This window comes from Desulfosporosinus burensis, assembly GCF_054657535.1.
The window spans coordinates 112,819-127,915 of record NZ_BAAHYN010000014.1; the positions used below are offsets into that span (position 1 = coordinate 112,819).

The following is a 15,097-nucleotide window of genomic DNA, read 5'->3' on the forward strand; positions in this document are numbered from 1 at the left end:
GAGGCCTCATTGACAGCATGAGTAATATTACTGCGGCGGAGATACGCCGGCAGGTCGAACGCTTTTTACCAAAAGTCTTGAAACCAAGCCGCTATATCGGATCCGAATGGAATGCAATCAAGAAGGATTGGGATAAAACCGAGGTACAAATGGTCTTTGCTTTCCCCGATGTCTATGAAGTCGGAATGTCCCATTTGGGAACTCGAATCCTCTACCACCTAGTGAATTCGTATCCGGAATTTCTCTGTGAAAGAGTTTTTGCGCCTTGGATCGATATGGAGAAAGAGCTGCGTGAGAAGGATATTCCACTGTATGCCTTAGAATCCTTTCAACCCCTCAAAGCCTTTGATGTCGTCGGGTTTACCCTGCAATATGAAATGAGTTTTACCAATATCCTGAATATGCTGGACTTAGCGGGGATCCCGATGCGCACAGAAGAGCGCGGACCCGAAGATCCTTGGATCATTGCCGGAGGTCCTTGTGCTTATAACCCTGAACCACTGGTAGGATTTATTGACTTTTTCCTGATTGGGGAAAGTGAAGAACAGTTGCCAGAAGTGCTGCGCCTCGTGGCCGAGCAGAAGAAAGATCCCCTCCCTCGTCAGGACTTTTTAAGGAGAGTTGCCCAGGTTCAAGGGGTTTACGTGCCGGACTTCTACCAGGTTACATATAAGTCAGACGGTCGCATAGAAAAGATTGAGGCTGAAGCGGGTGTTCCTGCGGTCGTCGAAAAGGCTATCGTCAAAGATCTAGACCAAGCATTTTTCCCCACCAACCCAGTGGTTCCGTATATGGAAATTGTCCATGATCGAATGATGCTGGAAGTCATGCGCGGATGCTCACGGGGCTGCCGTTTTTGTCAAGCAGGTATGATTTATCGACCCGTCCGAGAGCGCTCTAAGGAGACCCTCCTCAAACAAACAGAGGAATTGGTACGTTCGACAGGATATGATGAAATCGCCCTCACGTCACTGTCCACTGGAGATTACTCCTGTATTCAGCCGGTCATTTATGACATACTCGAAAAGCATGGAGCAGAAGGGGTCGGAGTATCACTCCCATCGCTGCGAGTAGACTCCTTCGATGTCGATCTTGCTGAGACGGTTCAAAAAGCTCGCAAATCGGGGTTAACCTTTGCTCCAGAAGCGGGTTCACAGCGCTTACGGAACGTGATTAATAAAGGGGTCGAAGAGCAAAACCTCCTAGATGCCGCTGAGACTGCCTTTAAAAAGGGCTGGTCCACGATTAAGCTATACTTTATGGTGGGCTTACCGACAGAGACCCAAGAAGACATTGACGGGATTATCGATCTGGCTAAAAAGGTTGCTAATCTAGGAACCAAGCTAGGACGCCGAAATATCAAAGTGACCATCTCGACCAGTATCTTCGTTCCCAAAAGCCACACCCCTTTTCAGTGGGAACCTCAGGAGGCAGGCTCTTCAGTAGACCTGAAGCAGAGATATCTACGGGAGAAAATGCGAGATCGTCGTTTAAATTATAATTATCATGATGTGAAAACCAGTTACCTCGAAGCGGTCTTTGCCAAAGGGGATCGACGGCTGGCGCCACTCCTAGAATGGGCTGTCCAACACGGTTGTCGTTTTGATGGCTGGGGAGAGCAATTCAAGTACAGCGTCTGGATGCAGGGACTCCAAGAGTTAGGAATTGACCCGTCTTTTTATGCGAATCGGGCGATGGACTATGATGATATCTTACCTTGGGACCACATAGGGAGTGGAGTGAGTAAAGAGTTTTTAGTTGACGAGCATCATCGGGCCCTGCAGGAAGCAAAGACGATCGATTGTCGCTATGATGATTGTACGGGATGCGGGGTTTGCCCAAGCCGAGGGGTTCAGATTGAGTTGAAAGGGTGAGTTGCCATGCGGCTAAGAATCGCCTATACCAAAATTGAAGATGCCAGATATATTGCGCACCTTGACCTGACCAGGGTGTTTGAACGTGCGATCCGGCGGGCCGAGATCAAGATGTCCTACTCGGAAGGGTTTAACCCCCGTCCCAAAATCTCCTTTGGTTTCGCCTTAGCAGTCGGAACAGAAGGGGAGCGGGAGTACGTGGATATTGATCTCCAGCAGGACATGGATTTGGGAGAGGTGCTTGCCCGCGTTCAGGAGCAATTACCACCAGGAATCCGCCTGCTCCAAGGGCGTGCTCTGGATTCCGGAGCCAAATCTTTGATGGCAGTGCTCAATGCCGCCAGTTATCGGATCCGTGTGCCAATGGCTTTACCGATTCTGCCGGAACGTTTGCAGGAAGCGGTAAGTGCTTGGCTCGCTCGAGAACATGTGACCTTTTCGCGCTATACGAAGAAAGGGCCGACAGATAAGGATATTCGACCTTGGATCAAGCAATTGACCGCCGAAATTCAGGGGGATGAAATCTTCTTTGACCTAGAAGTTGAGATGGGGAATGCCGGAAGTGTTCGCCCGGAGGAAGTCTTGGCTAGCTTGCGGGAACTTGAGAATTTGCCGCTGGATTTGGATGCCCAGCACGTTGTGCGGACGGGGGTCCATGTGAGCTATGAGGGGGAGAAGAGTTCGCCGCTAGATGAGCGTTGAGCCTGATCGTTGGGGTCTGAGTGGGAGCGAGGGTCCCGAGCACACTTGTTCAACCCTGCGTTCGTCGTGCCAAACTAGGGCTTTAAATTCTTGATGAAAGCGGGCGGGGTACCCGTCCAAAGCGACGTCCGTGTCGCATGGCCGGCGGAAAACGTCCTATTTTCCGCCCCGCTTTAAGTAAGTGAATTTAAAGCCGAGTTTGGCTACGACTCTCGCAAAGGTTTCTCGCCGTGTGATCGGGACCCTTGCTCTGGGGTCGACGGAGGGGAATGTTGGGAGTGGCTTCAAAGAGCTGAGCTGAGCTACGCGGCAGGGCTGGGAACGGACGCTGGTGAGCTGCACAGTCGGGCAAGGAATGGACACTTGGACATGATTTCTTCATACGCTCCTTCGCATCAGTGATAAACTGTGACCGGATTAGAACCTACAACTCCTATTTAAAGAAGAATTATCGTGGTATAATATGGTAAATAATACATGAGTGATTGGTTGATTGGAATGGGAGGAATATCAATGGGCAACCCGATTCAGCGAGAGGCCATTGAGCTTTTTTGCAAGAATATTAAAGAAAGGCTTTCGTCTAACATAAAAGATGTACGACTCTTTGGCTCAGTTGCAAGGGGAACCGACACCCCAGAGTCGGATATCGATATTCTAGTACTGGTGGAAAAGGACGATAGAGATATTAGTGATGCCATTATGGACATTGTAGTGGATATAAATCTTGAATATGATGTGGTTATTACCCCAATCATAATAACCGATTCCCATTATACTAATCCTCTTTTTAGGGAGACAGCATTTTTCCATAATCTCGAGTATGAAGGTGTTCCAATATGAGTAACTTCGATCTCACGCCGACTACGATGATTTTAAGACTTTCAATAAAGAAGATTGCTTGATGGCCAGAGAGCAGGCTAAGGGTATTATCCAAGAAATTACCAATGTTCTTAGAGATATTCATGAATAGTTTAAGTATGTGGACAGTTCTTGGCTTGAATAGAGACGATTGGGTGAGCAGTGAGTCCGAGGCGCGATTGTGACGTTCGAGGAGAGAGGGCCACGACATACTTGTTCACCCTGCGCTCGTCGTACTCTCCGTTGCTCACAGAGCAGAACTTGCGTTACAAAAGCGAATCCTCTTTGATGAGTGGCTAGCCAAACTTGGCTTAAGGGGTGACATGCATCAGCGGGACGGAAAACAGGACGTTTTCCGCCGGCCATGCGACAAGGATGTCGCTTTGGCCGGGTATCCCGCCTCCGTCATAAACCCCTTGAGCCTAGTTTGGCCCACGACATCATGAGGTGAGCGTTGTAACGCAAGTTCTCTCGAGTTCTCCCAAGTTCTCCCAAGTTCTACCCTAGGAGGTGACACTCTAATGAAAAACCAAACCACCAAACCTCGCCTAAAAGAAATCGTTCTCCAGACCCAAACAAAGAACAATACCCAATCTGAATCCCAATCCCAAAAAATACGAGCGGCTGTCTTTGAGCAGGGGGAATTGGTGGAACTGTTCGAGGAAGTGGGCGCCTCATCCCACATGGTGGGGAACATTTATAAAGGACGGGTTGAGAATGTCCTTCCTGGCATGCAGGCAGCCTTTGTTGATATTGGAGTGGACAAGAATGCCTTTCTGTATGTGGGGGATGCTATCCCGGCACACTTTGATGAGGATGGCAAGGTTTCTCCAGTTGTACATGATCGGATTGAGAATATCCTTAAACCTCGCCAGGAGCTATTAGTTCAAGTTACCAAAGAGCCAGTGAGTACCAAGGGGGCGCGAATTAGTGTTAACATAACTCTTCCTGGGCGGTATGTTGTGCTGCTTCCTCAGGTGAGTTATATTGGGGTGTCTCGGAAGATTCAAGATAATAATGAACGGGCACGGCTAAGGGATTTAGCAGCTACCTCCAAACCGGAGGGTATGGGGGTCATCGTTCGCACCCTAGCTGAAGGGATTGATGGGGATGAGATAGCGGAAGATATTACTCAGCTCGTGGCTTTTTGGCTGGCTTTGCAACCGAAGATTCCTCATGTTTCCGTGCCTGGCCTTGTCCATAAAGATGTCGATCTCATTTCTCGGCTGGTCCGCGACTGGATTGATCAGGACGTCGAGAAAATCACCGTCGATCAGGAAGAAGTCGGTCAAGTCATACGCCAAGCCTTGCTGGAGATTGAGCATCCGGCTGCTAAGAAAATCCACGTTGTCACAGGAGAAGATCTTTTTGCTAAGTACGGTGTGGATGATGAAATTCGTAAAACCTTACGGAGCAAGGTATGGTTGAAAAGCGGCGGTTATCTGGTGATACAACAGACAGAGGCCTTAATCGTGATCGATGTGAACACGGGAAAGTATGTTGGGCAACGCTCCTTAGAGGAAACGGTGGTCCATACGAACCTAGAGGCAGCTCGGGAGATTGCACGGCAGTTGCGTCTGAGAAACCTGGGTGGAATCATCATTATTGACTTCATCGATATGATGACGGAAGAAGCTCAGAAACAAGTCATCGATGTCTTAGAGACTGCGTGTGCTCGGGATAAAACAAAGTCCCAGGTTTTAGGATTGACTCAACTTGGGCTGGTGGAAATGACCCGGAAGAAAGTGGGTCAGACCTTAGCAGTACGCTATACATCCCCTTGTCCGACTTGTGAAGGAAACGGGAGGGTTTAAGGAATACAGAACTATCGTAACGAAATGACACCATGACATTTTGAAAAACATTTAATCTGAATCTTAGAAGATTGTTATCTAGGGCTTAGTGCTACTTATCCCACAAGGGTCATGGACGACCTAGTGTCGCCAGTAGCAAAGGATGGCGAGAAGCGACCCGAAACCCCAAGAACCCCCAAACCTTTATTAAGGATTGGGGGCTCTTGTTTGTCGCTGTGGAAGTTAATTAACAATATCAATAGGGTGGGCGTAAGCAATGGTCATGATCGCTGATCCGCGAAAGGGGTTCATTTAATTCGTCTCAAATGGGATGTCTCCAATTGTAGAACTTCGACCTTGGCTTCAATGCGTTCCAGTGCTTGTCCAGTCTTTTGGTTATGCTCTATCTGTATCTCACGGAAATCAAAGATTGCTTCAATTTTTTGAGGTATATCATGTTCGACAACTGTGATTATTTTAGCAACGTTTTGAGCTATTGTTTCTTGACCTGTTCTAATCACATTGACTTCGCTTCTAAGCTCATTTAACTCACTTCGCATTTCCGTTTGCGTTTGATATATGTTTGCGAGAAGCTCCATAACTTTTTGATCCATTTGAACACCTCCCTTACAGTATGATTATAACATAATTTGTAAGATGTGAACTGAAGTGTCTAGAAATAATATTTTACTCTAGTGAACGGTCAATTTCTTAAGATGAAGGGGTTCCCTGTGCAATATCAATAGGGTGGGCGTAAGAAATCTTCAAGGAAATCTTCCATAGAATCAAAGCTCTTGATTCGTCCAGCGTCGATTTCGGCCGAGTTCACTTAGTATGACCACAAATTCATTAAACAAAAAGCGCTGCCTCCTTTTCGCGTTTCGTTAGTTCTAGAGACAGGAGGAATTGCTCTCAGCTTAAAATAAAGTATTGCCAATTGTCGCATTCAGTAATAATGTATCTCTATAGGTCGTTTTACAGAAAGGGGCTGCTAATTATGGCCTTACCGTGGCACAAGCTTAATCACAAGAGGCAGAATCATTATATTATTCTAGCCGCGATTGTCTTAGCAGTGGTTGTTATCGGAGTCGTTCTTTTAACAAACATGGGCTAGAGAATGCAATAAGAAAAAAATAGTCATATTTAAGCTTAATTAAACAAGAATAAGAGGTATTCATTGCAGGAATCTCTATCGGAATGGCGAATTAAAATCAGAATATCCCTTATCCAGGGTGGACCAAGATTTAAGCTCAAATGGCCATGATTATTAAGATACAACGGTTCTAACCCTAAATTAAGTACATAGAAAGAGAAAGTGGAGGTCAGATTATGAAACGAAAAGCCAAACAAAAGCTCTTGAATAGTTGCCTGGCAGCGGCAGTCGCTTTGTCGGCAACTCTAACACCTGTCGTTGCTAACGCCGCTCCGACGGCTGCTCCAAGTGCGGTGACTAGAATTGGTGGGTATGACCAGTACGCAACAGCAGCGTTAATGGCTCAAAAAGGCTGGACAGGAACGTGTGATAGTGTCGTTCTTTCTGCTGGAATGACCTACTCCCTTGTTGATGCGCTTGCAGCGGGTCCATTAGCTGCTAAATTGAATGCTCCTATTCTTTTAACGGATAACGGGCAAACCTTAAATTCTTCGGCTAAAGCAGAATTGCTTCGTCTTAAGCCTAAAAAAGTTTATATTACGAGTGGAACAGCTGTCATTAAACAATCCGTCCTTAATGAGATCAGCGCAATGGGTATTGCCCCAGTTCAGCTCGGCGGGTATGATCAATATGAAACGTCCGTAAACATTGCCAAAGAGATGGCTAAGCAGGGTGTCGATATTACTCGGGTCATGCTTGCGGCTGGTTGGCTAAGCCCAGCCGATGCCCTATCCATTGCTCCTATTGCTGCAGCAAAGGGAATTCCGATCTTGACAACGACCCAGGCTCAGCTTCCTGCCTCAGTTAAAACCTATCTTGACAGTATCAAGGCTAAGGTCACGGATTCCTATGTGGTCGGTGGAACGGCTGTGGTGTCAGATACCGTCAAAGCTCAATTAACAGGAAACGTGAAAAGATACTCAGGTCTTACGAAGTATGACACGAACATCCAAATCTTGAAGGGTTTCGCCAAAGAATATCGGAATGACAAAGTGTATGTTGCGAATGGAGAAACCTTAGTCGATGCCTTGGCTGGGGTGCCCCTCGCCGCAGCAAATCGCTCTCCTGTGGTTCTTGTTAACCAACAATTAGATAATTCCACCAAGGAATTTGTGAAGTTGAATATGTCAATTGATGACATGGTCGCTTTAGGTGGCGAAGTCGTGGTTCCTACTGCAGGACTGGATGCTTTGACCTCAGCGGTATCCTATGCAACTGACAGCGCCACACTAGGTTCGACAGACGTTACAAAGCCGCTAGAACTAACGAATAACGTCAAAATTACAGGCAATGATGTAACCTTGGAGAATGCTGTCGTAAATTATAGTGTTTATGTCAAGGGCAATAACGTAACTCTGAGTAACCTTACAGTTAAAGGAACGGTCTTTGTGGATCCCGGCAACACCGGATCAGCAACAATAGACGGTGTAACCGCTGCTAATATTGTCATCCTTTCCGGAGCACCTCACAGTGTTATTGTGACAAGATCAACCGTGACAGGTGAAATGACGATTAGTTCAGATGGCAATACCAATATTGTGCTTTCCTCAGTAACTACTAACGGTGTAACTGTCCAAACTCATGAAATCTATGAAACAGATGAACTGGGTAATCAGGTAAAAGTAGGTACGATCTCGATTACCAGCGACAGCGAAAATAATCTCGGGGCTATGACGATTACGAGTCAATCTGGTGAGACCGCCGTCGTGAATTTGAGCGGGGAATTTAACGAACCTATTACTGTTCAAGGTCAGGGTGGGATTTCCATTAATACAACCGCTGGTACAGTTATTTCCAGTATTACTTCTAATACTAGTAATTTAACCTTAAGTGGAGCCGGAACCTATACAGCAGTAGTAGCTCAAAGTGGTACTTTGACAGCGGCAACGGGTACGGTTCTTCCATCCGTCACAGTTGCCACGACAGCTCCTGGCCAGGTTGTGACCTTAGCTGGTACGATTACGAACGTAACACAAACTCAAGGAAATGTCACCTTAGCGGCAGGTACTAAAGTGGAGAACTTGACTACTACAAGCGATGCTGTAGTTGTTGTCCCACCCGGGTCAAGTATTACAAATCTCGTCTCAACAGGCCCAACGACTCCTACAGTTTATGGTGGCGGTGTCGTTAACGGAGAGACAACTCCGACTACTGGTACAGGAGGTACTGGTGGCACAGGAGGTAGTGGCGGAAGTACTACATCGACAGCTACTATACTTTCCATCAAAAGTGCAACAACAGGGAATGACATTGCCAGTATCAGTGGAACTCAGATTACGATAACTCCTAGTGCTGCTGCTTTCAAACAACCGAACATAAAGGTTGATCAAAACGCTACTATGAATTTAAAGGTTAACAGGTTGGGAACGATTTATGATTTGGGTTCCTGGAATTTAACGAATTCAGCTTCCGGTAATGATATTTTTTCAGCCAGTAACGCAGTAAACTTAAATGTCCTGAATACTCTCAATGTTCTCAAGGCTACTGGGGTTCAAAGTTCCAGTATTTTCAGTGCTATCGATTTTCATGCCGTATTGACTGCTGCACAAGGCATGACTTCTGCAAATAAGACTAAAGTGTATGATAGCATAGCTGATATATTTAGTGCGGCAAAAAATACAGATTCGGCAAACGCATTTTACGAGGCGCTGAACCTACCGGGTGTTTACGCTGCTGCTGATGTACCAACACAAACGACAATTTGTAATATCATTTCTAATGCATTACCCGATAGCCCTGATAAAGATGGAATTATCCATGATTTGTTAATGGAAGATAGTGCCACATCTGCAGCTGCAGTCGCGACATTAACTGACAGCGGGCAAATGGATGAATTCTTTCGTGACATTAATTTTCAGGCCCTTTTTGATGCTTTAGCTAATTCTAGTAATAAAGAGGATATTTTCACAGCGATTAACTTTACAGCACTGTACAATGCGATTGAAACATTGGATAGTAAACTAACTGTATACATTGCCCTCGCCAATATTTATCAAGCTGCTTTAACGGTCGATACAGGCAATGCCATTGATTATGGAGCCCTACTACAGTTGATTATTACAATTGATAATACAGTCAATTTGTCCTTGACTAATGGGAACGGTACTAAAACTTATACGGTCGTTAAAGGTTCTTAATTAAACGCAAAGGTAATTTTCACCGTTCCTGAAACCTCGTTGGCAGATCCTGTGTATTTTTAAAAGAATACACAGGATCTTATGTTTTGCAAAAAGGTGAACTGAACGTTGGAAATCATAAGATAATCCTATTCATGGAGGAATACCCATTAATGTGTCGAATTAGTCAATCAAAGCTAAAAATTGGAGGCTAAGATATGAGCAAAACTATGAAGCAAACGTTGTTACGTGGTTGTCTCGCTGTTATCGTTGCATTGTCTTCAACCCTGACTCCTGTTGTAGCGAACGCAGCAACGACAAATATCTCGAGTTCTGTAACTCGGATTGGTGGAACTGACCAATACGAAACAGCAGCCCTGTTGGCTCAAACAGGTTGGTCAGGCACATCCGATAATGTCGTTCTCTCGGCTGGAATGAACTACTCTCTTGTCGATGCTTTGGCTGCTGGCCCGTTAGCCGCAAAATTGAAGGCCCCGATTCTTTTAACTGATGGCGGACAAAGTCTGAGCTCGTTTGCTAAGGCGGAGTTACTGCGCCTCAAACCCAAAAAGGTCTATATAACCAGCGGAACGGCCGTAATTAAGTCCTCGGCGATTGACGAAATCAGGGCGATGGGTATTACCCCGGTTCAACTCGGTGGGTATGATCAATATGAAACGTCCGTAAACATTGCTAAAGAACTAGTAAATCAGGGTGTCAATATTTCTAGGGTTATCCTAGCGGCAGGCTGGTTAAGCCCTGCCGATGCCCTGTCCGTTGCACCGATTGCCGCAGCACAAGAAATACCCATCTTGACCACGACCCAAGATCAGCTACCTAATTCAGTTAAGACGTACCTTGAAAGCATTAAGGCCAAGGTCACAGATTCCTATGTCGTAGGTGGTTCAGCAGTCGTTGCTGAGGCAGTCAAAAGCCAATTGCCTGGTAAGGTCAGCCGATATTCAGGCCAAACGAAATATGACACGAACGTCGAAATTCTAAAGAATTTTGCGAGAGAGTATAAGAATGACAAAGTGTATGTAGCCAACGGGGAAACCTTGGTTGACGCCTTGGCTGGCGTGCCTCTTGCCGCAGCTAACTGGGCCCCGGTTGTTCTCGTTAATCAACAAGTGGAGAAGACTACAAAGGACTTTGTAAAGTTAACTATTTCTACTGCTAAAATGGTTGCCATAGGCGGTGAAGCAGTTGTCCCTTCCGCGGGTATTGACGCTTTGACCTCTGGTGTTACTTATGCGAGCGACAACGACACAATTGGTTCAACCGACATCACTAAGCCGGTTGAACTAACGGAAAATGTCCAAATACTCGGCAATAACATAACCCTAAAAAACGCCCTAGCCAACTACAGTGTTTATGTCAAAGGTGACAACGTCACGCTGAGTAATCTTACTGTCAAGGGGACAGTATTTCTGGATCCCGGCGACAACGGATCAGCAACCTTAGATGGCGTAAGTGCTACTAATATTGTTATCCTTTCCGGGGCAAAGAACAGTATTCATCTTAAAAATACTACTGCAAATGATCTTACGGTAGACAGCAGTAGCAGTAATGTTCGAGTTGAGTTAACAGGGACGACAACTATCGGTAACACAGTTGTACGTTCTTATGCAATCATCCACAGTAATGGAGCCATGGGTCAAATGGTGATTACAAATAAGACTGGTGAGAGTCCAGTGGTTGAGCTGAGTGGGACATTTAGCGAGCCTGTCATCGTCGAAGGACAATCAACCGTTCGTGCTGCTTCAGGAGCATCCCTTGCCCTTCAGATTTCGCCCAAGAGTAAAGAGCAAACTGTTACTCTAGAAGGAATTTTCACGACTGTCGAAGTGAATAAAGAAGGTCAGGTTCAACTGGGTGCATCTGCAGTCATAACAGATCTTATAACGAATACCAAAGCAATCTTGAATGTTAATAAGGGTGCAAAAGTGACCCATTTTGATAACAGAGGAAATACTGTGGATATCAGCGGAGATGGAGCATCTGCGGTTCCTAAAAGTAGTACTATTTCTACTGAGGAGCCGATAGTGACACCCCCCGTTCAGTCACCAATAGGTGGAGCGGGTAATCCTCCTTCGTCGCTTCCGACCTCGGTCACCCTTTCCAATCTAAAAGTTATCACTGACCCTGCAGATTTATTAGGAACGTATAATAACGGAGCAACCATTAATCTCTCCGGACTAGATGATGATATAGAAGTTCTTGGCTTTGCCTTGACGGCTGATCAGAGTTGTACTTTTCAATTTAAGGTGGATAATAAAACTCAAAATATAGCTTTAATAGCTGGGCAAGAACGAGTTGTCACGGTAGGGGATCTAATTCTAGGTGAATCAATGGAAGGCGGGGTAAGCCTTAGCACATTTAGACTTTTCTATACAACAAAAACCTTACAGGGTAGTTTGCTGAAAGATGGAGTTTCGGTTGGCACATTAAAGGTTACGTTGAAATTTAAATAATTAGAATCTTCTTAGTGAACTAACAATAATATGGCCGTATTTTCGATACGGCCATTTCTGCGTAGAAAAAAACATTTAGCATAGTTCAATTGAAGGAAATATGAAAATTAGGGCGAATAGTATAATGTCGAACAAGTTTTACTGGACTGATTTGGGAGGTAGACATGGAAGAAGAAATAGAATTACGACAGTACTGGGAAGTTCTCCAGAAACGTTGGATCATCGTTGTGGCTCTACCGCTCATAGCAGCCCTTACCAGCGGAGTCATAAGTTTTTTTGTGATAAAACCCGTGTATCAAGCTTCAACAACTATGATCGTGGGTAAAAAGGCTTCAGAGTCAGGTCAAGCAGCAGTCCAAATGCTGGATAACAGTGTTCTTCAAGCCAACCTCCAACTTGCCAAGACCTATGCAGCGATTGCGCAAAGTCGCACTGTCGAACAAAATGTCATTAATGACTTAGATTTGGAATTGACGGTTGCCGAACTGGACAGTATGATCTCCATTAACCCAGTGAAGACTACGGAAATCCTAGAAATCCAGGTTATGAATACAGACCCTGAGCTGGCATCCTCTATCGCCAACTCAATGGCTAATGAGTTTTCTAAAGCCGTGATTGACATCAAAAAAGTGGATAGTGTGAGCATTGTCGATACTGCCATGACCCCAACTCACCCTGTTAAGCCCAATAAGCAATTGAACATCTTGATTGCCTTTGTTGTGGGCTTAATGGCTTCCGTCGGACTTGTCTTCCTCTTGGAATATCTGGACAACACTGTAAAGACCTCCGAGGATGTGGAGAGGATTTTGGGGATTCCGGTACTAGGCGTCATACCAAACTACGAAACGGAAATACAAGGGTAAGAGGGGACGATTCCTTTTGACAGTTTCATTAATTACATTTGAACAAATAAAATCTCCAATCTCTGAAGCTTACCGAACACTCCGAACCAATGTCCAATTCACAGGTGTGGATTCCAAGACTAAGAAAATTATGATCACCAGCTCAGGTCCACGGGAAGGGAAATCGACTACGGTCGCCAATCTAGCGGTAAGTATCGCTCAAACCGGGAAATCCGTGCTGGTCATCGATGCGGATTTGCGTAATCCCACTCAACATAAACTATTTAAGGTAGGTAATTTTGAGGGTCTATCGAGTTTTCTGGTTCAGGATCAAGGTAATCAAGACTTTATAAAGGAAACGGCGATTCCCGGTGTCAAGGTTCTCACGGGAGGTCCCATTCCGCCGAATCCAGCGGAGTTAGTCGGATCCCAACGGATGAAGCGTTTGATCGAGGAAGTCAGCGAGCAATTTGACGTGGTTCTGATCGATACTCCGCCCATCATCGCGGTGACGGATGCCGCCATTATTGCCCAGGAAGTCGATGGAGTCATCTTGGTTCTAGCTTCAGGTGAAGTGAACAAAGAGTATGCCCAACGAGCCAAAGAGCAATTGGATAAAGTAGGAGCTAAGATCCTAGGGGCTGTTCTCAACAAAGCAGACATGAAAACCAGTGAATACTACTATTACTACTATTATCATGGATCCGAGGATTCTAAGAAGAAGCACAAAGGCCATAAAAAACGCTAATTTCAAGATACATTACACCGTAGGGGCAATTCATGAATTGCCCCTACGGTTATTCAATCGATTAACGAAACCGGGTTGGTAAAAAACGGATGAAAAATGGGAAATACTAAAGTATAATTATAGTAAAACACCAAAGGAGCGTGTTCTTGATGCCATTACCACAGGAAGGAAGAAAATACACCTATGCAGATTACATAACCTGGCTTGAGGAAGAACGATGGGAGATTATTGACGGAGTACCCTATATGCAAGCAGCTCCAACCTGGCAGCATCAGGCAATATCTGTAGAACTAACCTCACAATTTAATGCTCATCTTAAAGGAACACCGTGCAGGGTATTTGCTGCTCCGTTTGATCTTTGTATTCCTAACGATAATGAACGGGATGAAGAAATCTCGAATATCATCTCACAGCCCGATATTGTGGTGATATGTGATGAAAGTAAGCTTAGAAAAACAGGATATTTCGGGGTGCCAGCCCTGATTATCGAGATTTCCTCGCCGTCGACGGCTAGAAAAGACAAGCTTTTAAAGTTTAATAAATTTGAAAAAGCTGGAGTGCCAGAATACTGGATTGTTGAACCTGAGAACAGGTTAGTAAGTGTGTTTACTTTACAGGAAAATAACCGATATGGTAGACCTGAAGTTTATGCGGAGGATCATACGATCAAAGTAGGGGCAATTCATGTATCCCTACCCTCAGCATTTGAAATAGATTTAAGCTCGGTTTTTGTTTAAAAATGAGCATAGGAATTGATTAGCATTCTTTGAAAAGATTATGTAGAGGCAATTTACTCAAAAACTCTAAAAACTGTGAGCTGCAAAAGCCGAATCTGTGCTAGAATACTTTTGAGTTCAAAATGCACATAAATAATTACTTGTGAGATGGAGATCAACACGGAATTGCGTTTTGTTCGGGAAGACATTAAGAAAATTGACAACCGCTTACAGCCCAGGGCGAGGAACTCATCCATATTAAACGGCTGAAATAAGAACATATGTGTGTTGGGGACCCCGAGCACAAGCCCGATTTTAACAGATATCACCCGTTCGGGTGATATCTGTTAAATCCATTTTAATATATAATCCACACAAAGCTTGGAGTCGTTGAATCTTGTCTCAAGTGTCAAACATTCTCGGATCAATTGTAACATTCTTTACCGAGATTAAAAAGCAGTACTTTAATGAGAAAATTCTTTACAATACTATGGTAAAATAAAGTAGTGCAAATTATTTTCTAGAAGGTGGTGACACCCCTGGACATAAAAGGCTATCCAAGGCATGAGAAAGGAATTGACCATGAGCGTCTTCCAGTACTGGTCCTGGAGGATTTCCCAGGGGTAACTCTTCAAGAACTACTGGAGAGAAAGACTCTGGACCTGAGGAACCGTTATTGACCAGGGCCGACTCTAACAGCCTTAAAACACTGGGGTCATCGTCAACAATTAGAACATTAATAGTAGACATACTTTTTACCTTCTTTTGCTTCATGTAACATCATTGTAACATAAGTTTGAAGGCTTGTTACTTTAGTATTG

11 protein-coding genes are annotated in these 15,097 nt (G+C 44.9%); 9 read left to right on the forward strand and 2 right to left on the reverse strand.

Features of this window, described 5'->3' with window-relative positions; translation table 11 throughout:
* Positions 1-17 precede the first annotated feature (17 nt).
* The 4 genes from ACYQ3Q_RS22510 to ACYQ3Q_RS22525 all read left to right on the forward strand — a co-directional run bounded on the left by ACYQ3Q_RS22510 (position 18) and on the right by ACYQ3Q_RS22525 (position 5,248).
* Positions 18-1,874, forward strand: a complete 1,857-nt coding sequence (locus ACYQ3Q_RS22510; RefSeq protein WP_459930711.1) for a TIGR03960 family B12-binding radical SAM protein — start codon at positions 18-20, stop codon at positions 1,872-1,874.
* A 6-nt stretch (positions 1,875-1,880) separates the two neighbouring features.
* On the forward strand, positions 1,881-2,576 hold the full coding sequence (locus tag ACYQ3Q_RS22515; RefSeq protein WP_459930712.1) for a TIGR03936 family radical SAM-associated protein: 696 nt from the start codon (positions 1,881-1,883) through the stop codon (positions 2,574-2,576).
* 513 nt (positions 2,577-3,089) lie between these two features.
* Positions 3,090-3,416 (forward strand): nucleotidyltransferase domain-containing protein, encoded by a 327-nt coding sequence (locus tag ACYQ3Q_RS22520; RefSeq protein ID WP_459930713.1) that lies wholly within the window; start codon positions 3,090-3,092, stop codon positions 3,414-3,416.
* Positions 3,417-3,955: 539 nt separating this feature from the next.
* Positions 3,956-5,248 (forward strand): Rne/Rng family ribonuclease, encoded by a 1,293-nt coding sequence (locus ACYQ3Q_RS22525; RefSeq protein ID WP_459930714.1) that lies wholly within the window; start codon positions 3,956-3,958, stop codon positions 5,246-5,248.
* 287 nt (positions 5,249-5,535) lie between these two features.
* Here the strand turns inward: ACYQ3Q_RS22525 and ACYQ3Q_RS22530 are convergent, their stop codons facing one another.
* Positions 5,536-5,841 carry a hypothetical protein gene (locus tag ACYQ3Q_RS22530; RefSeq protein WP_459930715.1) on the reverse strand — a complete coding sequence of 102 codons (306 nt, stop codon included), beginning with the start codon at positions 5,839-5,841 and terminating at the stop codon, positions 5,536-5,538.
* Positions 5,842-6,556: 715 nt separating this feature from the next.
* Between ACYQ3Q_RS22530 and ACYQ3Q_RS22535 the strand changes: the two genes are divergently transcribed.
* The 5 genes from ACYQ3Q_RS22535 to ACYQ3Q_RS22555 all read left to right on the forward strand — a co-directional run bounded on the left by ACYQ3Q_RS22535 (position 6,557) and on the right by ACYQ3Q_RS22555 (position 14,297).
* On the forward strand, positions 6,557-9,517 hold the full coding sequence (locus tag ACYQ3Q_RS22535) for a cell wall-binding repeat-containing protein (RefSeq protein ID WP_459930716.1): 2,961 nt from the start codon (positions 6,557-6,559) through the stop codon (positions 9,515-9,517).
* 197 nt (positions 9,518-9,714) lie between these two features.
* A complete protein-coding gene (locus tag ACYQ3Q_RS22540; RefSeq protein ID WP_459930717.1) occupies positions 9,715-11,970 on the forward strand; it encodes a cell wall-binding repeat-containing protein in 2,256 nt (751 codons plus the stop codon).
* A 164-nt stretch (positions 11,971-12,134) separates the two neighbouring features.
* The gene (locus ACYQ3Q_RS22545) at positions 12,135-12,833 is read left to right on the forward strand and encodes a YveK family protein (protein WP_459930718.1); all 699 of its coding nucleotides are present in this window, start codon (positions 12,135-12,137) and stop codon (positions 12,831-12,833) included.
* Positions 12,834-12,849: 16 nt separating this feature from the next.
* Positions 12,850-13,560 (forward strand): CpsD/CapB family tyrosine-protein kinase, encoded by a 711-nt coding sequence (locus ACYQ3Q_RS22550; protein ID WP_459930719.1) that lies wholly within the window; start codon positions 12,850-12,852, stop codon positions 13,558-13,560.
* 149 nt (positions 13,561-13,709) lie between these two features.
* Positions 13,710-14,297, forward strand: coding sequence for a Uma2 family endonuclease (locus tag ACYQ3Q_RS22555; RefSeq protein ID WP_459930720.1), 588 nt, complete (start codon positions 13,710-13,712; stop codon positions 14,295-14,297).
* Between the two features lie 492 nt (positions 14,298-14,789).
* On the opposite strand, the gene ACYQ3Q_RS22560 is transcribed toward ACYQ3Q_RS22555, so the two are convergent.
* On the reverse strand, positions 14,790-15,026 hold the full coding sequence (locus ACYQ3Q_RS22560; protein ID WP_459930721.1) for a hypothetical protein: 237 nt from the start codon (positions 15,024-15,026) through the stop codon (positions 14,790-14,792).
* Between the last annotated feature and the right edge of the window lie 71 nt (positions 15,027-15,097).